16 protein-coding genes, 15 tRNA genes and 1 rRNA gene are annotated in these 18,383 nt (G+C 44.3%); 30 read left to right on the plus strand and 2 right to left on the minus strand.

From position 1 onward, the window contains the following. The 17 genes from M3636_RS26780 to M3636_RS26860 all read left to right on the plus strand — a co-directional run. Window positions 1–117, plus strand: a 23S ribosomal RNA gene (locus M3636_RS26780); the annotation flags it as partial. Window positions 118–189: 72 nt separating this feature from the next. Beyond that, window positions 190–265 (plus strand) — tRNA-Asn (locus M3636_RS26785). A gap of 3 nt (window positions 266–268) precedes the next feature. Next, window positions 269–360: transfer RNA gene (locus tag M3636_RS26790), tRNA-Ser, on the plus strand. Between the two features lie 17 nt (window positions 361–377). Beyond that, a tRNA-Glu gene (locus M3636_RS26795) sits at window positions 378–449 on the plus strand. Between the two features lie 68 nt (window positions 450–517). Beyond that, window positions 518–593: transfer RNA gene (locus M3636_RS26800), tRNA-Val, on the plus strand. A 17-nt stretch (window positions 594–610) separates the two neighbouring features. Then, a tRNA-Met gene (locus tag M3636_RS26805) sits at window positions 611–684 on the plus strand. 25 nt (window positions 685–709) lie between these two features. Further along, window positions 710–787: transfer RNA gene (locus tag M3636_RS26810), tRNA-Asp, on the plus strand. Between the two features lie 91 nt (window positions 788–878). Beyond that, window positions 879–954 (plus strand) — tRNA-Phe (locus M3636_RS26815). Window positions 955–969: 15 nt separating this feature from the next. Further along, window positions 970–1,045: transfer RNA gene (locus M3636_RS26820), tRNA-Thr, on the plus strand. A gap of 5 nt (window positions 1,046–1,050) precedes the next feature. Then, window positions 1,051–1,136: transfer RNA gene (locus M3636_RS26825), tRNA-Tyr, on the plus strand. Window positions 1,137–1,142: 6 nt separating this feature from the next. Continuing rightward, window positions 1,143–1,216, plus strand: a tRNA-Trp gene (locus M3636_RS26830). A gap of 27 nt (window positions 1,217–1,243) precedes the next feature. Further along, window positions 1,244–1,316, plus strand: a tRNA-His gene (locus tag M3636_RS26835). A gap of 15 nt (window positions 1,317–1,331) precedes the next feature. Next, window positions 1,332–1,406, plus strand: a tRNA-Gln gene (locus M3636_RS26840). Between the two features lie 4 nt (window positions 1,407–1,410). Beyond that, a tRNA-Gly gene (locus M3636_RS26845) sits at window positions 1,411–1,485 on the plus strand. Between the two features lie 9 nt (window positions 1,486–1,494). After that, window positions 1,495–1,568: transfer RNA gene (locus M3636_RS26850), tRNA-Cys, on the plus strand. Between the two features lie 31 nt (window positions 1,569–1,599). Further along, window positions 1,600–1,678 (plus strand) — tRNA-Leu (locus tag M3636_RS26855). 553 nt (window positions 1,679–2,231) lie between these two features. Further along, on the plus strand, window positions 2,232–3,158 hold the full coding sequence (locus M3636_RS26860) for a class I SAM-dependent methyltransferase (RefSeq protein ID WP_251384557.1): 927 nt from the start codon (window positions 2,232–2,234) through the stop codon (window positions 3,156–3,158). 266 nt (window positions 3,159–3,424) lie between these two features. Here M3636_RS26860 and M3636_RS29875 read toward each other — a convergent pair whose 3' ends face one another. Then, a complete protein-coding gene (locus tag M3636_RS29875) occupies window positions 3,425–5,836 on the minus strand; it encodes a helix-turn-helix domain-containing protein (protein WP_251384558.1) in 2,412 nt (803 codons plus the stop codon). Between the two features lie 434 nt (window positions 5,837–6,270). On the opposite strand from M3636_RS29875, the gene M3636_RS26870 reads away from it, so the two are divergent. From M3636_RS26870 to M3636_RS26925, 12 genes are all read left to right on the plus strand, one after another. Then, window positions 6,271–6,579 carry a LiaF transmembrane domain-containing protein gene (locus M3636_RS26870; protein WP_128103535.1) on the plus strand — a complete coding sequence of 103 codons (309 nt, stop codon included), beginning with the start codon at window positions 6,271–6,273 and terminating at the stop codon, window positions 6,577–6,579. Between the two features lie 34 nt (window positions 6,580–6,613). Further along, on the plus strand, window positions 6,614–7,288 hold the full coding sequence (locus tag M3636_RS26875) for a PspA/IM30 family protein (protein ID WP_128103534.1): 675 nt from the start codon (window positions 6,614–6,616) through the stop codon (window positions 7,286–7,288). A 5-nt stretch (window positions 7,289–7,293) separates the two neighbouring features. After that, on the plus strand, window positions 7,294–7,518 hold the full coding sequence (locus M3636_RS26880) for a PspC domain-containing protein (protein ID WP_128103533.1): 225 nt from the start codon (window positions 7,294–7,296) through the stop codon (window positions 7,516–7,518). 17 nt (window positions 7,519–7,535) lie between these two features. Continuing rightward, window positions 7,536–8,033: a PspC domain-containing protein gene (locus M3636_RS26885; protein WP_251384559.1), complete on the plus strand. Its 498-nt coding sequence runs from the start codon at window positions 7,536–7,538 to the stop codon at window positions 8,031–8,033. A gap of 1 nt (window position 8,034) precedes the next feature. Continuing rightward, window positions 8,035–8,742 (plus strand): PspA/IM30 family protein, encoded by a 708-nt coding sequence (locus tag M3636_RS26890; RefSeq protein WP_128103531.1) that lies wholly within the window; start codon window positions 8,035–8,037, stop codon window positions 8,740–8,742. A 150-nt stretch (window positions 8,743–8,892) separates the two neighbouring features. Continuing rightward, window positions 8,893–9,540 carry a cell wall-active antibiotics response protein LiaF gene (gene liaF, locus M3636_RS26895; protein ID WP_145408746.1) on the plus strand — a complete coding sequence of 216 codons (648 nt, stop codon included), beginning with the start codon at window positions 8,893–8,895 and terminating at the stop codon, window positions 9,538–9,540. A 30-nt stretch (window positions 9,541–9,570) separates the two neighbouring features. Further along, window positions 9,571–10,671 (plus strand): sensor histidine kinase, encoded by a 1,101-nt coding sequence (locus M3636_RS26900; RefSeq protein WP_128103529.1) that lies wholly within the window; start codon window positions 9,571–9,573, stop codon window positions 10,669–10,671. Then, window positions 10,628–11,299: a response regulator transcription factor gene (locus M3636_RS26905; protein WP_128103528.1), complete on the plus strand. Its 672-nt coding sequence runs from the start codon at window positions 10,628–10,630 to the stop codon at window positions 11,297–11,299. Before M3636_RS26900 ends, M3636_RS26905 begins: the two co-directional genes overlap by 44 nt. Before the next feature lie 236 nt (window positions 11,300–11,535). Continuing rightward, window positions 11,536–12,306 (plus strand): YwmB family TATA-box binding protein, encoded by a 771-nt coding sequence (locus tag M3636_RS26910; RefSeq protein WP_251384560.1) that lies wholly within the window; start codon window positions 11,536–11,538, stop codon window positions 12,304–12,306. A 327-nt stretch (window positions 12,307–12,633) separates the two neighbouring features. After that, window positions 12,634–14,184 carry a glucose-6-phosphate dehydrogenase gene (zwf, locus tag M3636_RS26915; protein WP_251384561.1) on the plus strand — a complete coding sequence of 517 codons (1,551 nt, stop codon included), beginning with the start codon at window positions 12,634–12,636 and terminating at the stop codon, window positions 14,182–14,184. Between the two features lie 519 nt (window positions 14,185–14,703). Continuing rightward, the gene (locus M3636_RS26920; protein WP_251384562.1) at window positions 14,704–15,102 is read left to right on the plus strand and encodes a DoxX family protein; all 399 of its coding nucleotides are present in this window, start codon (window positions 14,704–14,706) and stop codon (window positions 15,100–15,102) included. Window positions 15,103–15,454: 352 nt separating this feature from the next. After that, window positions 15,455–17,038, plus strand: coding sequence for a peptide chain release factor 3 (locus M3636_RS26925; RefSeq protein WP_251384563.1), 1,584 nt, complete (start codon window positions 15,455–15,457; stop codon window positions 17,036–17,038). A 217-nt stretch (window positions 17,039–17,255) separates the two neighbouring features. Here M3636_RS26925 and sspI read toward each other — a convergent pair whose 3' ends face one another. After that, entirely contained in the window at window positions 17,256–17,489 is a 234-nt protein-coding gene (gene sspI, locus M3636_RS26930; protein ID WP_056698227.1) for a small acid-soluble spore protein SspI, read from the minus strand. 231 nt (window positions 17,490–17,720) lie between these two features. On the opposite strand from sspI, the gene M3636_RS26935 reads away from it, so the two are divergent. Then, window positions 17,721–18,383: a potassium channel family protein gene (locus M3636_RS26935; protein ID WP_145408742.1), complete on the plus strand. Its 663-nt coding sequence runs from the start codon at window positions 17,721–17,723 to the stop codon at window positions 18,381–18,383.

Below are 18,383 nucleotides of genomic sequence, written 5' to 3' on the forward strand. Positions count from 1 at the left end.
AAGATGAGATTTCCCAGTATGTAAGACCCCTTGAAGACGACGAGGTAGATAGGCTGGGGGTGGAAGTGCAGTAATGCATGGAGCTGACCAGTACTAATCGGTCGAGGGCTTATCCAATTAGCACGTTCTAGTCGCAGACTTTCGTTTCGAATCTAGTTTTCAGAGAACAACACTCTGGATGTATTATATTCCCTGATAGCTCAGTTGGTAGAGCACTCGACTGTTAATCGAGTTGTCACAGGTTCGAGCCCTGTTCGGGGAGCCATATGGAGAGGTGTCCGAGCTGGCCGAAGGAGCACGATTGGAAATCGTGTAGGCGTCACAAGCGTCTCGAGGGTTCGAATCCCTCTCTCTCCGCCAGATAATTTTTTTAGCAAGGCCCGTTGGTCAAGGGGTTAAGACACCTCCCTTTCACGGAGGTAACAGGGGTTCGAATCCCCTACGGGTCATTCTTTTCTTCAAAAAAAGAAGTTGATTTTAATAGCGGTTTTATGTTAAGATCATAAATGTGTTATTCGGAGGCTTAGCTCAGCTGGGAGAGCATCTGCCTTACAAGCAGAGGGTCGGGGGTTCGATCCCCTCAGCCTCCACCATATATCTTTTATAACGACGCGGGGTGGAGCAGCCCGGTAGCTCGTCGGGCTCATAACCCGAAGGCCGCAGGTTCAAATCCTGCCCCCGCAATTATACTTTCTTACGAAAGTGATCTGGAACCGTGGTGTAGTTGGCCTAACATGCCTGCCTGTCACGCAGGAGATCGCGGGTTCGAATCCCGTCGGTTCCGCCATATTTCCCACATGAGGAAACTGTTCACTAGATCTGATATAAGGCACCGACGCCCAAGGTAAAGTGTAACATTTAAGTTTGAACTTTATTATGGCTCGGTAGCTCAGTCGGTAGAGCAGAGGACTGAAAATCCTCGTGTCGGCGGTTCGATTCCGTCCCGAGCCACCATTTATAACTTAATACGCCGGTGTAGCTCAACTGGTAGAGCAACTGACTTGTAATCAGTAGGTTGGGGGTTCAAGTCCTCTCGCCGGCACCACTTATGGAGGATTAGCGAAGTGGCCAAACGCATCAGACTGTAAATCTGCTCCCGTACGGGTTCGGTGGTTCGAATCCATCATCCTCCACCAGTTTTTAGGGGCATAGTTTAAAGGTAGAACAACGGTCTCCAAAACCGTTGGTGTGGGTTCAATTCCTGCTGCCCCTGCCAATTAATTTTAAAAGTATAGTATATATGGCGATCGTGGCGAAGTGGTTAACGCACCGGTTTGTGGATCCGGCATTCGGGGGTTCAATTCCCCTCGATCGCCCCTTTGTTTTGTCTATGGGGATTAGCCAAGCGGTAAGGCAACGGACTTTGACTCCGTCATGCATAGGTTCAAATCCTATATCCCCAGCCATTATGCGGAAGTGGCTCAGCGGTAGAGCATCGCCTTGCCAAGGCGAGGGTCGCGGGTTCGATTCCCGTCTTCCGCTCCAAATTAATACGGCGCCATAGCCAAGTGGTAAGGCACAGCTCTGCAAAAGCTTTATCCCCAGTTCGAATCTGGGTGGCGCCTCCAGTTATTTTCTCAGTATGTGAAAAGAATATGTGCCGGCGTGGCGGAATGGCAGACGCGCTCGACTCAAAATCGAGTGGGAAACCGTGGAGGTTCGAGTCCTCTCGCCGGTATAACGTAGAACCCTATGGATTGCACTTGCAATTCATAGGGTTCTTTTTGTAAAGAGAGAATACTTAATGTTCAATGATGTGTAAGTTGAAACTATATCCGTTCAGTCATTTCTGTTGTCTGTATATTGACGTAATCTGGCATTGGGTATATTATAGATAAGTAAAGTCCTTAATCAACTTGAATGCTCTACTTATATTAACTAATAATGATGTGGGTACAAAGGAGTTATCATTGATATGCTGCTGCATCTAATTAAAGATATAATGACTCCTTTATATTTGTATTTGTATTCATATTCATATTTATATTTATTAAAAAAAAACATCTGAGCTATAAGTAGGAAAGATGAAGTTAATTCGAAAAGTTTAAATATCATCAAGTTTCTAAGTCGTAGAGTCTCTACGTGGTAAAGCCTCGAAGCCATACAATATCAACTTCATGACGTCATGAAATCATGTCTGAGTTATTTCCTTATATGAATCCTTGTACAAATATGAGTTAAATCAATGAAGTGGATCTAATAATCTGAATGAAGAAATGGAGTGTGTAGAGATGACAGAAGTGATACCAAGCAAAGAATTAGATATTACCCAAGGATTATTTGACCTTTCTGTGTGGGAAGAGGCTTGGAAGAATAGACCGAGGAGTCCCAAATATAAAAAGCCAAGCGCCCCTTTTGATACAGCAGAAGCTTTTGAGAGATGGGCTAAAGAGTATCATCAGCAATCCTTTACAACAGAGGGGAAAGCACGCTCTGAGCGCATTATGGGATGGATCGAGAATCAAGGTGTAGATTTTGAAGGAATGTCGGTTTTAGATATTGGGGCAGCTTCTGGCATTTTCACAATCCCGTTCGCAGAGAAGGGTGCAAGCGTAACCGCGGTCGAACCTTCTGAGCTACTCGTTTCCTTGATGAAGGAGACAATTCCAGCAGCTTTGACATCCAAGATTGAAATCGTGTGCGAGCGGTTTGAAGAAATATCTATTGAGCAAAAAGGGTGGAGGAAAAAGTACGATGTTGCTTTTGCATCGATGTGTCCAGCTATGTCCGATTGGGAGACGATTGAGCAGGCCATTAATTCTGCCCGTAAGTATGTGTATATCAGTACGATGGCTGGACAACGGGAGCACACACTGATTGATGAACTAAGAAAAGTGCTTCAGGTGGAGACACCATTTAAACCAAGTGATATGGGATTCATTCAACAGTTGCTCTATCTGAGGGGTTACTCCTATACAACGCTAATTACCAAGGAAGTGAATACCATTGAACTGCCTGTGGAAGAAGTTGTACAGAAGCTACCTGAATGGCTGAATACGTATGGTCTACCAACGGACGAACAATCCCTTAGCTTGGCTGAGCAATACATTAGAGAGACATACAATAAAGGAACGGTGACGTTCTTAAGAGGAGGACGGTTTGGTAAAATTCTGATTCAGTTGGAGCAGCCAAACATGAAGGTTCTCACAAACAAATAAAATAAGTATCTCATAATAACAATGATTGTTATTGAAGAATATCAAGTAAGTAATGTTAATGAGTGTTATTAAAATAAAAAAGGAGCAGATGATCTGCTCCTTTGATCTGCTCCTTTTTGCTTTCATTTCCGACCCTTTCCGTCATCTCCGATCTCCAATAACGAACAGACGGTATACACGTATTGTGATGAGATAGATTAGATAGCCGCACCGAGTGTATCTCCTGACTGTCGCGTCGGTGTAATGATTTTGGCACCAATGCAAACTTATTTTCCTAATGAGCGGCTTTCTTGTACATAGCCAGCACGACGTTTACGTTCCCGGTATTGTCCAGGTGTGATACCCTCCCACTTACGGAAAGAACGAATAAAGTTCTGAGGGTTGTTATACCGGAGCCGAGCCGCAATATCCTTTACCGTTAAATCGGTCTCTTCTAACCACTTCTTCGCTATCGTAAATCGATGCTTGGTGAGGTACTCACTGAAGGAGCACCCTGTTTCCTTGCGAAATACACCACTTAGATAATTGGCATTATAGTGGAGAAGGGTAGCACACTCCTCTAATGTAAGATCTGTATCATAACTCTGCTGGATAAGAGCAATCATTTTCTCAGAAATATGTTGGTACTGCGCATACTGTCGTTCTTTGAGAATAGTTATAATTGGCATGATAATACGTTGAGTAAACCATTGTTCGACTTCAGCTGCAGACTGTAGTGTAAAGAGTTCTTTGAATATACTGCCCTGTCCGGTTGTAATCTGCCCGAGGGGTATGCCGACTTCCTGCATCATTAACAGAATACGTGTGAGCAATCGCATCAATATCAATTGATACTCATCTGGTGTCGATTCCATATGAAATACATACTCAAGTAGCTGATGGAGCATAGAATTAGCTTCAGCGTCATCTACGGAATGCATCGCTTGAATTAATTCATACTCGAATGACTCCGGGTAAGCCAGTGACCAATGAGAAATATGAGTCTTAACTGTTTCATATGGGATAATAACGCCAGTTCCTAATTTGAGACGATGCTGGAGAGCCTCCATAGCCTCATTGTAAGCTTGATGGACTTCCAATAGGGTAGAATAAGGCTGACTGATGCCGATGCTTACCTGTAGACTGAGTAGATCTTCAACTCGCCTTTGCAGTTGCTCAGTTTGAGCATATAGTTGCTTCGTAAACTCATCTGGATCAGATTCATAGGTTCCAATGGCGGTTACAACCGTCTGCTCGATTAAGATCGGAAGCAGTTGCATCTCGGGCAAGATGGTCTCCTCTAGCATGTTTTGAATAGCAAACAGGAGCAGTTCCCGGTCTTGTGGGCTATATTTTGTATGATTCACAAGATCTGCTTGTATCGTTATAACGGAAATATGTTGCCATTGCTTGAGCTGAGAGGCATATCCTTGTTCATTCAAGATGTGTTGTAGCTTAATGGGTGGATATTTTCCCAGAAATATATTCATTAAGAAATGGCTACGTGTCTGCATCACATAATGATTCAACTTGTGCTCAAGCTGAGAACGGGATGCGGATAATTGAGAGACCCCAGCTCTGATCTGTTCGAATTCATCCATGGAGAGCGCCGATTTCGCCCCTTGCAGTGAACCTGTAGCTGTTGCCGCTACTTGATCATGAATACCAATTTGAGAGAGAAGTCTACGAATAGGTGTGTGCATTCGCTTTGAACCTAGCCAGGAAAGCAGTAGAGAAAGAAGTAACATTCCCATACTGATATACATCGTGTGTAGTGCGACTTGAATATACTCACGGTTCAGGACATTCATTGGCGTAATCAGAATATAGCTCCATCCTTTTAATGGGGATTGGGCGTATACCATGGAATAGTGCTGATCTGACGTGCGCAGCTCACCGTAGGAGGAGGATGCTGGAAGCGAGGCAGGAGAGAGCTGCTCACTCAAGCTTACTCCAGTGTCACTATAAATTAAGCCAGTCGCTGCTAAAGGCTTACCCATGTAGCTTGGGTCTGGATGTGCAATGATACGTTGTTCACGATTAATTATGATTAGTCCTGAAGTGGATGAACTCGCATCCACTGACTCAATAGGCGTCTGTAGTGAACACGCAGGTATTCCAGCAATAAGCGCCGAGTTTGTTGAATCATTTTTCGTTTGGATCGATCTAGCTAGTGCAATGTGATAATTACAGCCAGAACTCTTCATCCGCTCTTGGTTGTTAAAGACAGAGGACGGGACAAGTTGCCAACCTGATGTGAGCGTATTTGACAATAAGTCTTTCATAGGTAGAGACAGTGGGAAATCCGTATTCAGATAAAGGCCTGCATGATCGATAAGCCAATCCTGAGTTTGGTTAACAAGTGTAATATCCATTAACGGCTCCCAGGATCTCATATGTTGAAACTCGGATTGCAATTTGTTCGCAATAGCCGGCTTTGGACTTAGTTGAGGTGAAGCCAGAGATTGTACAGTAAGTGGAGAGCGAGTTGCCTGATCCAACATATAACTTATAGTAGCCAGTTTGTGTTCTACGTTAGATTGCATTTGTGAAAGTAGCTGTTGATGCGCTTGAATACGATGTGACTCCATCTGATGCGAAGAATAGAGAAAAGCAGCAATTCCGGTTAAAAGAATGGGTAACGTGCTTAGCAGAACGCCATACACTATCATTTTATGTAAATAAGTTAAGGATCGCACAGGTCATCTCCTGACGTAAAGGGTGGTCATATTCCTATTTTAGTAAACGCTTACAATTAAAACAATCTAAATTTAGATTATATGGATAAAAAAGTAATATATAATGAGGGTTGCGTTGGATATTTCACTTCTAGGGCTATTACGTAGAAACGCAAACTCATCATAAACGTAACTCAGAGGTAAGGACTGGTATCTGTAAATGGAAGGTCATGTAGGGCTCGAGTACGGGTAATAAAGGGATAAGGAGGCTTGGGCGAACCTTGTCAGATTAAGGTCTGATATAGGTATAGCCAAAGGTCGAAGATGATCCCCGACCTGAGTCTAGGATGAAAAACCGTCCACAGTCTGTTTTGAAAAGTCTCAAATTCCCCTAGAATAAGGACATAAGGTTAAACAAGAAACAAACGCACTCGGAAAGGGCGGTGGAAAACATAATGAGATGGAATAAAGGAAACGGCTGGGCGATTGTACTGATTGCGCTAGGCGCACTCATCCTCTTCGGAAAGTTAACACCTTTTCTAGGATACATGATGGGATATCTGATTCCGATTCTGATGATTGCACTGGGGTACTACGGAGTGAAGCGTGGTAACACAACGCTAGGATGGATCGTACTGATCATAGGTATCTTTGCACTGATCGGTAAGTTATCTTGGTTGCTGGGACCAATTATCGCAATCGGGTTGATTATCTTAGGGGTATCGATGCTTGGGAACAAACGCAACAGTCATCGCCGTTACTAAGATTTCACGATTATGAGAAGGAGGACAGAATATAATGAGTGTATTTCGTCGAATGCGGGATATTACCGTAGCTACGTTGAATGAACATTTGGAGCAAAGTCAGGATCCAGTCAAACTGATTGACCAGTTTCTGATCTCGACCCGCCAAGACATCGGTGAAGCTGAGAAGCTTCGTCATCAATATGCAAGTCACACCAGACAGATGAAACAGCAAGCTGATCAGGCAGCATCGATGGTACACAAACGTGAAGAACAGGCTTCAATGGCCTTAAAAGCTGGTGAGGAGCATCTAGCCAAACTTGCTCTCCAAGAAAAAATTCTGCATGAAGAAAAAATGGATCAGTACAACGAATTGTACGCCCAAAGTAATGCGGCATTACAGGAGCTTGATGAACAGATTGATCAGCTCAAAGTAGAATATCAAAATGTCTACAGTAAGCGCCAATATTACTACGCACGGATGCAAACGATTCAGTTACAACAACGAATGAATCAGAGAAGTCACTATAATAACGGACAGAATGTCCCACGTATGTTCAATCGATTGGATGATCAAGTCTCTGATCTTGAATATGAAGCACAAAGTTTACGGGACATACGCCGTATGGGCCAGGATGGATCTGGATCAGCAGGAAGCATGTCTTCCGGAGCGCTGGATAAAGAGCTGGAAAGGCTAAAACAGAAGTTAAACAATGACAAAAAGGAGTAGTTAAAATGAGTAAATTATACCGCTCAACGCGTAATCGGATGCTGACAGGTTTGATCGGCGGCATCTCCGAGAATCTCGGACTCAGTACCACGCTGCTACGTCTCATCTTCTTCATCAGTATTTTCGCTACGGGAGGTACATCACTGCTCATCTACTTCATCGCTGCATTGGTGGTGCCGAAGGAACCCTACTACGCTGATCCATACGATCACGTAAGAGGACACAAGTAAACGAAAGGAGTAAGCACATGAGCAAATTATACCGCTCAACGCGTGACCGAATGTTAACCGGTTTGTGTGGCGGGATATCCGAATCCATTGGCATGGATTCCACACTACTTCGGATCATCTTCGTCATCAGTATATTCGTAACTGGCGGTACGTCGTTGTTAATTTACTTCATCGCAGCATTGGTAGTTCCCAAAGAACCCTATCCACCATATGATCCATACGGATACGGTTCAGGTCCTGGCAGAGGATACAACAACTATGATCATCAGCCGCCAAGAGGCCCATATCAAAATAACCCGAACCATTCAGGTCATGGAAGCTTCGGACCTGGCCCAGGGTATAACGGTAGACCGCAATCTGATCCACGTTCCTATGATAACAATGCCTACGGAGCTGGGGCACATCAAGAAAGTGATCTGGACTCCATGATGAAAGATATTGAGAAAAAAGCACTGAAAAAAGAAGTTGAAGAGCTTCGCCAAAAATTATCTCGTTACGAGAAGGGAGAAAAGTAAAATGGGAGTATTTAAACGGATTAAGGATATGACGAAAGCATCGGTTAATGATATGTTGGATAAAGTGGAAGACCCAATTGTAATGTTGAATCAGTATCTGCGTGATATGGAGGCTGAAATTCATGAGGCTGAGGTAACTGTTGCCAAACAAATGGCAAATGAGCGCCGCATGAAGCAACGTTTGGATGAAGCAGAGCGCACATCTGTACAACGTGAGTCTCAAGCTGAAGCTGCTTTGGCTAATGGTCAGGAAGAAGTAGCTCGCAAATTGCTGGAAGAGAAAATCTATTTTGATCAAAAAATTACGGAATACAGCGATCTTCATGCACAATCAGAAGCACAAGCCAAAGACTTGTTGCAACAGCTTCATGACATGAAAGATGAGTTCTACAAAATGCGTAACAAACGCAATGAACTGGTATCTCGTGCTCAGATGGCTAAAGCGAAAAAGCAAATGTCTCAAATCAACAGCTTGCACAGCATTGAAAGCGGAGGCGCATCACTTGGATTCCACCGCATGGAAGAAAAAATCATGCAAATGGAAGCTGAAGCTGACGTAATCCGTGCACCGTATCGCAACACACAATCCACGTACACTAATCCCGTGGATGCGGAAAAACAGTTCAAAGTTGATCAACAGCTGCAAGCTTTGAAAAACAAAATGGGCAATGGCGCAAAAAATGATGCAGGCAACACTTCAAAAGAATAACTGTTCGCTATGCAAACAATATGATATTCTATAAATCGTGAATAGAGAACGGTTTGTAGAGCAAAGGTTAAGCCATACGGGACCTCAGCGCCTGGTATGGCTTTTCCATCGAATAGAGAAGATTACGTTTACAGAGGAGGTGCGGTGGGGATGAATAAGAAAAATCAATGGCTTGCAGTGTTAATCATTGTGATTGGCGTCTTAATGTTATTGAATCAAAATATGAACTTTCTAACTCTTGCCGCACTGATCCTGCTGACGTATGGAATGGTTCAAGTTCAAAAAGGTGTTACACGTAAAGGGTATCGATGCTTGGGAATCGGTGCAGCACTATTGTTGCTCGATAATTTGATGATTGTATTTTTGATCGTACTTGCCTCACTCGCTTTTTTCTATTCCAAAACAAAGAAGATTCATCTGAACGAAAATGTTATGCGTAGACAAAATTTCTTGGCACGGTACTATTGGGATCAACAGGCTTGGCGGTTACAGAGTATGAGTCTGTGGCATGCCATGGGGGAAGTTAACGCAGATCTATCGCTATCTATTCCGGAAGAGAAACAAACCATTGTATTACTTCAGGGTGTCATGGGTAATGTTCGATTGACCTTGCCTGAAGATTATGGCGTTGAAATTGAAGCATTCGTATTGTTTGGCCGCGTTAATCTAAATGGCGAGCAGGACAGTGGGATGATGAATAAAATAATATGGAGAACTCCTGGCTATGAGTCCAGTGAACATAAAGCAAAATTCGTAATTTCTTATATTGTTGGCGACCTAAGCATCAGTAATCCGTAGTAATTAAAAAGAACAAAGGAGGAGACCTGTATGAACACAAAACGACATACTGACATGGTAACCCGAAGTATGCGTGAAGGGATCCTCCTTGTTTTCATTGTGCTCGCGGTTGTCTTGTATGTACTATATACATATGGTTATCTGGCTCCGTTTGCAGGCTGGAGACATCTGATCCAATCCGGTGTGGCATTGTTACTGTTGTTAATTGGAATTGGAGCTGCATTTGGTTTTTACCAGAGCTACCGGGTGAAGCGAAGGCTAGAATTGTTAAGGGAAACATTGCTGCAATGGGAAAAAGGTTCTCTCTCCCGCACGGTGCCTGATCTAGGTATGGACGACGTTGGGCGTCTAAGCGAGCAGCTTGGGCGGATCGGGAAGAAGTGGGAGGATCAGGTTACCTCACTACAGCGACTATCTACGAACAATGCACAGCTTGCTGAACAAGCAAGAGTTACGGCCATTGTGGAAGAACGGCAGCGTCTTGCAAGAGAATTGCATGATGCGGTATCTCAGCAGTTATTCGCCATTTCCATGACAGCAACAGCGGTTGGACGGAAAATGGAAAAGGATTTTGAACGTGCTCAGCGGCAGGTTGCTCTAATCGAAGAGATGGCTTCAGTGGCTCAGTCAGAGATGCGTGCTTTATTATTGCACCTGCGTCCAGTCTATCTGGAAGGCAAACAGCTAGAGCAGGGGTTGAATGATCTGGTCATGGAACTGAAGACGAAAGTGCCTATGGACATTGTTCTAGAAATCGATGAGGATATTGACCTGGTTAAAGGAATTGAAAATCATCTGTTCCGTATTGTTCAAGAAGCGATGTCTAATACATTACGTCATGCAAAGGCGGAGAAAATGGAAATTAGGCTACAGCGACGGACAGATGCAGTTAGAGTGTTAATTCGTGATGATGGTCAAGGCTTCGATCTGGATGAACAGAAGCAGGCTTCTTATGGTCTAGCGAACATGCGTGAACGTGTGACAGAGATCGGTGGAGCCATTCAATTTGTAACAGCACCTGGTAAAGGAACACGGATTGAAATTACGATACCTTTGATGAGCGATGAAAGTGAGGAAGGACATGTCAATGGAGGAGACGGAAGTGGACACACAGTCAGAAACGTCAATTAAGGTGCTGCTCGTGGATGATCATGAAATGGTTCGGATTGGTCTCGCCGCAGTTCTTGATACGGAGGATGGCATTGAAGTTGTTGGTGAAGCAGGAAGCGGGGAAGAAGGTATTCGGTTAGCACAGGAGTATAAGCCGGATGTTGTTCTGATGGATCTAGTCATGGAAGGTATGGACGGCATTGAAGCTACTAGACAATTGCTGAAAATGTATCCTGAATGCAAGGTTATCGTTCTGACGAGTTACTTGGATGATGAGAAGATGTATCCGGTTATTGAAGCTGGGGCGTTCAGTTACCTGCTCAAAACCTCCCGAGCTAACGAGGTGGCTGATGCCATTCGTGCTGCAGCACGTGGCCAATCCGTACTGGAGTCACAGGTAGCGTCCAAGATGATGAATCGCTTCCGTCAACCTCAAGCCGCAGCACCGGCTCATGAAGAACTGACGGATCGTGAAATGGATGTCCTTCGTTTGCTCGCCCAAGGGAAATCTAACCAGGATATTGCCGATGATCTGATTATCGGGATCAAGACGGTTAAATTTCATGTGACCAACCTGCTCGCGAAGTTAGGCGTAGATGACCGCACACAGGCAGCAATATATGCTTATAAGAATGGACTTGCTGAGTAAGGGCGTTGGAAATGTGATGATGGATAGAGATGAGGATCAGGTGGTTCTACTATTCAGGCTATCAGATCTACACGATAAGCTTAGCGAATTATAGAAGAGTTAGGTAAGAAAGTCCGATTAACCAGGAATATTGGTTGATGGGGCTTTTTTTGTATGCAATAAAGCGTTTAGTACGAAGAGAAAGCGGGCATGCTGTTGATAGATTCATAGAATAGAAAACGAGCGGGGGATTCAGCATGTTAAAACGGTGGATGATGACAGCTGTACTAGCAGTAGTAATCATTATGTTAATTGGTATTACTCAAGTATACGCAGAGAAAAGTGTATCTGAAGGTGAGAAGTTAGAGCAAATGCTGAACACGGCAGGTGCTGCTATAGAACAAGTCGATCGCTTAGTACTTAAATGGCAGGGTCAAGGTAAGGGAGATGCACAGGAGATAGCGTCGTTACTCGCTGATGAGCTACAGCTCGAGAAGCCTGAATTAGTACGTCAAACAGGGCATGATGTATATCGCAGTGAACTGAAGGTGTCAAACGAAGGCGTGGGCATTCTGGTCAACGTTGTTGTTACAGGGGAAGCGGAATATTATACGATTATCCAGTTATCTGGCGATGAAGAGAGTGATATGAGTGTGTATCTCCATCTGCATGAACAGGTGGAGCGTTTGCTTAAAGAGGTCGGTATTAAAGCAACGTGGAACTTTTCCGTACAAGGTACAGGGGAAGAGGCTATTGTAGGAGCAGAAAATCCTAACAACGTTCAAGTACAAGCGATTACAACAGTTAGACACATTGAAGGAGCATTATCAGATAAGCTGAAACTGAGTGCAGTGGAGCATTATGAAGATGCCAGCACAACTAGTGTATCTTATGTTGTTCCTGAGTTATCACTGGCTGTAAACAGTGGTTTGCATCAATTAAACATGCAGCTGGCAGTTCATCAAGATGATGTGTTAGGAACGAACCGCGTTACTATGGGTTTTCCTCTCATTACGATTGAGTACTGAGTATTTAGTATTGAAATGTATTGGAATGTGGAGTATTACGCTTTGAGTGCATTGAGGATATCGTTTGAACCACGGTGATCTTGGTTAAGGAGTATTCATACCATGAATGGAATATTTATAAATGAAGTTTTAATGATAAGTTTTTGAAAATAGTTGTACAAGACTGCCAGAAATTAGTGCATCGCCCTAGTTGATATGCTAAAATGGCATCACATCCATGAAGGAACATGCTGGTAATTGACGTTTGTATGTTGTGCATACTTAACACCATTACATAGCTCGGGGAGTTCTTTGGCGTGTGTTCTTCCCCGGAAGAAAGAGGAGCCTATGGTCGAAAAACGAATGCAAGATGAAGTGCAGACACCTGGCGCAGTATTTTTCATTTTTGGAGCAACGGGCGATTTGGCTCGCCGGAAGTTATTTCCGGCCATTTATAGTCTATACCGTGAGGGCAAGCTAGCCGATGACTTCGCGGTTATTGGTGTAGCACGGCGCCCGAGATCACCAGAACAATTCCGGGAAGACATCCATGAATCCATTCGAGAGTTCTGTCGTTATCCAGCTGGAGAGCCGGAGGAATGGGATGCTTTTGTCCAACATTTTGAATACAAATCACTTGATATTAATAATGTCGATGGTTTCAGGGAGCTGCGCGAGCAGACAGAGGCTCTGGAAGCCAAGTTCAACACGCCGGGGAATCGGTTATTCTATCTAGCACTTGCGCCAGAGCTATTCGGCAATGTGTCCTTCAGTCTGAGGGATGGCGGGATGCTGGAGAGTAAGGGCTGGAATCGGCTTGTGATCGAGAAGCCCTTCGGATATGATCTGCAATCAGCTGAACAGTTGAATGAGCAAATTCGTGAAGTATTCCGGGAAGAGGAAATCTATCGAATCGATCATTATTTAGGTAAGGAAATGGTACAAAATATTGAGGTTATCCGCTTCGGTAATGCCTTTTTTGAGCCACTCTGGAACAACAAGCATATTGCGAATGTTCAGATTACACTTGGTGAGACAGTTGGAGTGGAAGAGCGCGGAGGGTATTATGACCACTCTGGTGCGCTGCGTGATATGGGACAGAACCATATGCTGCAGATGTTAACGATGATTGCTATGGAGCCGCCAAGCCGGTTGTTCCCCGAGGACATTCGAGATGAGAAGGTTAAGGTACTGCGTTCACTGCGTGCTTTTGCCACAGATGAAGAGGTAAGCAGTAATGTGGTGCGTGGACAATATACGAAGGGAGAGTATCGAGGAAAGCAGCTTCCAGGGTATCGAGAGGAGGATAAGGTTGATTCAGATTCCACTACGGAAACTTATTTTGCAGCACGTGTGTTTGTTGATAATTTCCGCTGGGCTGGTGTACCGTTCTACATTCGGACAGGCAAGCGTCTTCCAGTGAAAACAACCGAAATCGTAGTTGAGTTCAAATCGATGCCAAACAACGTATATCTCGGCAAAAAATATAAACTAGAACCAAACTTGCTGGTCATTCGTGTGAACCCGATGGAAGGCATATATATCAAAATTAATGCCAAGAAACCGGGCTCGGATTCAGAAATTCAACCACTTGCGATGGACTTCTGTCAAAGCTGCATGATTGGCATCAATTCACCGGAAGCATACGAACGATTGCTACATGACGCGGCAGAAGGAGATTCGACGTATTTTACCCGTTGGGATGAAGTCGCAACAGCGTGGTCATTCGTGGATCGAATCGCTGCTGCATGGGCTGACAATCATGGGGAACTTCATACGTATCCAGCAGGCACCTGGGGGCCTGAAGCAACAGATAAGCTGCTTGAGCAGGACGGTTACCACTGGTGGCCAGTGAATGGTCAAGATGAAGACCGAGTGATTTGGCAAGTGAATAATTAATGAGCTAAAGCTTCATAAGCTGAGATTCAGGATGTTCGCTACTGTGCGAATGTCTTGAATCTTTTTTAGAGTGAAGAGAAAACATGTATGAATGTATGAAGTGGATCGATTTTAAATGACGGTATAGATTGTTAAGGTAGATGCTTTACTGAGAGAGGTATGGTATGCGTGAAAATGTGTGGCTTAGAAATAAGAGGCATATGTTGAATGGGGATATACGTATACTGGTGAGGAAGAGAAGGTGTAGGAAAGAGCAAAATGGTTGAAATATAATTACTTAAAATAATTTGTTGACAAAAAGTAAGTAGATAACTTATACTCAATTCAACAGATAAAGAAATTACGCAAAATAAAAACAAAGATGCGGCTTAACCATTGACGTTAGTCAGATGAAGCGCACATGAAACAGAATTGCAACGAGTAGGGGTACACGTTACATGAAGTTCATGAAAAAAAATTTGGCATAATATCTTTAATCTAAGAATACCAATTTGTAAATATTGAATGGAGGAAAAAGTAATGTTGGATGTAGGATTGTTGTTGATTCGTTTGGTGATTGGTTTGTCATTTATGGCGCACGGTGCTCAGAAGTTGTTTGGCTGGTTCGGTGGATATGGGATTAAAGGTACGGGCGGTTGGTTTGAATCCATGGGTATGAAGCCTGGTGTGTTGGTGGCATTGCTGGCAGGGCTCGCAGAATTCGGCGGTGGATTGCTGCTTGCACTTGGTCTGCTTACACCAGTTGGCGGTATTCTCATCGCGTTAACGATGGTGATTGCAATTGTGAAGGTTCACGGTGCTAACGGTTACTGGTCTACACAAAATGGATTCGAGTATAACCTCGCGATTCTGGTCGTTGGTGTAGCACTGGCACTGACAGGTGGCGGACAGTACGCCTTGGATGCTTTGATTTTCTAAATCGTATAAATGAAGAAGGAATGGAAGTACCTGGAGGCTAAACCGGCTGAAGGGTGCTTTTTTTCGATATGTAAAAGTGAGAAATCTGCGGAACGTAATCGGTTATTTTCACTACAGATTATGGTACAATAGGAGAGTTGGGTTTAGAATCAGTATTACCGTATAAAAGGGAACACAGATCTGGAGAGGATGAACTCCATTGTAATGGTGTAAAATGAATCTAATGTGCCGATGACGTTGCGGCAGAAGTTAATGTACAATCAACCGGCTTTGCCGGATTTGCATAAAGATTGAATGATAGACCGGCTCAGCCGGATTAAACGTGAATGAACGGATGAAAGGGATAGAAGCTATGAGCAAAGCTGCAGATAACATTCTTCAACAAGAAGTGGACAAACGCCGGACGTTTGCCATTATCTCTCACCCGGATGCGGGTAAAACAACTTTAACCGAGAAGCTACTGTTATTCGGGGGAGCGATTCGTCTCGCGGGTACAGTTAAGGCACGGAAAGCAAGCAAACATGCAACAAGTGACTGGATGGAAATTGAGAAACAGCGTGGTATCTCGGTAACTTCTTCCGTGATGCAGTTCGATTATTTGGATCACCGGGTTAACATTTTGGATACTCCTGGTCACCAGGACTTCAGTGAGGATACGTATCGTACCCTGACGGCTGCGGATAGTGCGGTCATGTTGATCGACGTGGCGAAGGGTGTCGAGGCACAGACGATTAAGTTGTTCCAAGTATGTGCGAAACGTGGCATTCCTATCTTCACATTTATTAACAAATTGGATCGTGAAGGACAAAGCCCGTTTGATCTGATGGAAGAGCTTGAGAATGTCCTTGGTATCCGTTCTGTGCCGATGAACTGGCCAATTGGCACAGGTCGTGATCTGTGTGGTGTATATGACCGTATGAAAAACCAAGTGGAATTGTTCCAAGGTGACGATCACTCGACGATCAAAGTGCAAAAAGTGGATGGATACAAAGATCCAATTATCCGCGAGATGGCGGGAGAGTACCTGCATGATCAGTTGTGCCAGGAGCTTGAGCTTTTGGATGTGGCTGGGGATCAGTTCGATATGGAAAAGGTACAACGTGGTGAATTGACACCGATCTTCTTCGGTAGTGCGATTAACAATTTCGGTGTGCAGACGTTCCTGGAGAACTTCCTTGAGCTGGCACCGAAACCTGAACCTCGCCGTAGTACAGCGGGTGATATTGAACCGACCAATGAGAAGTTCAGTGGTTATGTGTTCAAAATTCAAGCGAATATGAACCCGGCACACCGTGACCGGATTGCGTTCCTGCGGATCGTATCTGGTAAGTTCCAACGTGGAATGAGCGTGAAGCACAACCGTGTAGGGAAAGAGATCAAATTGTCTCAACCACAGCAATTCCTTGCGCAAGATCGAGATATCGTTGAAGAGGCATATGCTGGAGATATCATCGGTCTGTTCGATCCGGGAATCTTCCGAATTGGCGACTCGCTAAGCCAAGGCAGTGAAGTTGTGTTTGACGAATTGCCGACGTTCTCGCCAGAGATTTTCGCCAAAGTAACCGTTAAAAACGCACTTAAACATAAACAGTATCAAAAAGGGATCGACCAACTGACGGAAGAAGGAACCATTCAGGTCTTCAATACCGTTAGCTTCGACGAGACATTGCTCGGCGTAGTAGGTCAACTTCAATTTGAAGTATTTGAGTACCGGATGAAGGGTGAATATGGGGTAGATGTGCAGTTGCAGCGTATGCCGTATCAATTCGCACGTTGGATTGTGGACGAAAATCTTGATTCAAGCAAATTCCGTATTAACTCCACGCTGGTAAAAGATAAAAAAGGCAATTACGTTGTACTCTTCGAGAATGAATATGCGATGAGAACAGCGATGGACAAAAATCCGACGGCTAAATTCTTGGAAACTGCGCCTTAAGTTAAGCCTAACTGTGTAAATTTGTTTTATATCATGTAGTATAAGCAAGTGCGGTGTGTTAGCACTTGGCACAAAAGATTAAGATCCCTCCGCCGGTTGGTGGAGGGATCTATTGTTATCCGCTTACCTTAGGCAGGGATGACCTTGCCGATAAGGGAAAGCTTTCTTTTGCAGACAGAACAAACGTATTGATGGTTACCTTCCCTCATGGCCTCGATTATCGAAGCGGTTGTACGGGAATGGTGTGCAGATGCTCCTGCGCGATCTGAATCAGTTCCTCCTGTTTGGCAGGTTCTGTGTTCTTCCAGATCATTTCGAAAATGGCGCCAAGTCCAGGTAAAGCTGCCTCAGGTCCGTCAACGGAACCTTCAATCATCTCTCGGAGCTGATCATCACTTTTGTCATGAACCTTATGAACAATCGCGTCACGCAGGCTTAATGTAATTGGCATCGCAATTCCCTCCTCGTATATTCGGCTGCTCCTATATTGTTCCCTGGGAAGCGTGAGCGCATTCAAGTTTGTCAGGCTTTGTGGTATACTACGAAGGATTATTAAGAGGTTGTTCAACTGAAAACCGACCTTTTTGAACACATATACGAAGTAAGCATGGCATGTATTTTAGATCACAAGAAGGTTCAAAATAATGTGTAGTGCTGAAGTGCAGCGGGAGGTAAGATCCTAATGGCAAAGAAACAGTATGCTGTGATTGGCATGGGACGATTTGGATCAAGTGTAGCCAATGCATTAAGTGGAATGGGGTTCGATGTGCTGGCGATTGATGCAGATGAGCAACGGACACAGGAAATGTCTAATGTGGTGACCCATGCTGTCTCAGCTGATTCTACAGACGAAGAAGCGCTACGTGCGCTGGGCATACGGAATTTCGATGTTGTTGTGGTGGCAATTGGTGAAGATATTCAGGCAAGTATCCTGACTACGCTAATTCTGAAGGATATGGGTGTACCAGTTCTTATTGTAAAAGCGCAGAATGAGCTCCACGGTAAAGTATTGCAAAAAATTGGTGCGGACAAAGTTATATATCCTGAACGGGATATGGGTCTGCGTGTAGCGCATCATCTGACCTCGCCAAACATACTGGATTATATTGAGCTGTCTGAGGATTACAGTATCCTGGAGATGAGAGCCTCTGAGCAAATGATCGGGAAAAACCTGCTTGAGCTGAACATTCGGGCACGGTTCGGATGTAACGTGATGGCGATTCGTAGTGGCAATTCGATGAACATCTCCCCATATGCCGATGATCGGATTGAGGATGGGGATGTACTCGTCATTGTAGGGCATAAGGATCATCTGACGAAGATGGAACTGGCCTATCCGAAGTGA

Source organism: Paenibacillus sp. MER 99-2 (assembly GCF_023714095.1).
GTDB lineage: Bacteria > Bacillota > Bacilli > Paenibacillales > Paenibacillaceae > Paenibacillus.

What these genes read in the sequence shown, in the direction of transcription:
- M3636_RS26875 (WP_128103534.1), top strand. Translation starts at nt 6,614, where the DNA reads ATGAGTGTATTTCGTCGAATGCGGGATATTACCGTAGCTACGTTGAAT.
- zwf (WP_251384561.1), top strand. Translation starts at nt 12,634, where the DNA reads ATGGTCGAAAAACGAATGCAAGATGAAGTGCAGACACCTGGCGCAGTA.
- M3636_RS26925 (WP_251384563.1), top strand. Translation starts at nt 15,455, where the DNA reads ATGAGCAAAGCTGCAGATAACATTCTTCAACAAGAAGTGGACAAACGC.
- M3636_RS26900 (WP_128103529.1), top strand. Translation starts at nt 9,571, where the DNA reads ATGAACACAAAACGACATACTGACATGGTAACCCGAAGTATGCGTGAA.
- M3636_RS26905 (WP_128103528.1), top strand. Translation starts at nt 10,628, where the DNA reads ATGGAGGAGACGGAAGTGGACACACAGTCAGAAACGTCAATTAAGGTG.
- M3636_RS26890 (WP_128103531.1), top strand. Translation starts at nt 8,035, where the DNA reads ATGGGAGTATTTAAACGGATTAAGGATATGACGAAAGCATCGGTTAAT.
- M3636_RS26870 (WP_128103535.1), top strand. Translation starts at nt 6,271, where the DNA reads ATGAGATGGAATAAAGGAAACGGCTGGGCGATTGTACTGATTGCGCTA.
- M3636_RS26885 (WP_251384559.1), top strand. Translation starts at nt 7,536, where the DNA reads ATGAGCAAATTATACCGCTCAACGCGTGACCGAATGTTAACCGGTTTG.
- M3636_RS26860 (WP_251384557.1), top strand. Translation starts at nt 2,232, where the DNA reads ATGACAGAAGTGATACCAAGCAAAGAATTAGATATTACCCAAGGATTA.
- M3636_RS26935 (WP_145408742.1), top strand. Translation starts at nt 17,721, where the DNA reads ATGGCAAAGAAACAGTATGCTGTGATTGGCATGGGACGATTTGGATCA.
- liaF (WP_145408746.1), top strand. Translation starts at nt 8,893, where the DNA reads ATGAATAAGAAAAATCAATGGCTTGCAGTGTTAATCATTGTGATTGGC.
- M3636_RS26920 (WP_251384562.1), top strand. Translation starts at nt 14,704, where the DNA reads ATGTTGGATGTAGGATTGTTGTTGATTCGTTTGGTGATTGGTTTGTCA.
- M3636_RS26880 (WP_128103533.1), top strand. Translation starts at nt 7,294, where the DNA reads ATGAGTAAATTATACCGCTCAACGCGTAATCGGATGCTGACAGGTTTG.
- M3636_RS26910 (WP_251384560.1), top strand. Translation starts at nt 11,536, where the DNA reads ATGTTAAAACGGTGGATGATGACAGCTGTACTAGCAGTAGTAATCATT.
- sspI (WP_056698227.1), bottom strand. Translation starts at nt 17,489, where the DNA reads ATGCCAATTACATTAAGCCTGCGTGACGCGATTGTTCATAAGGTTCAT.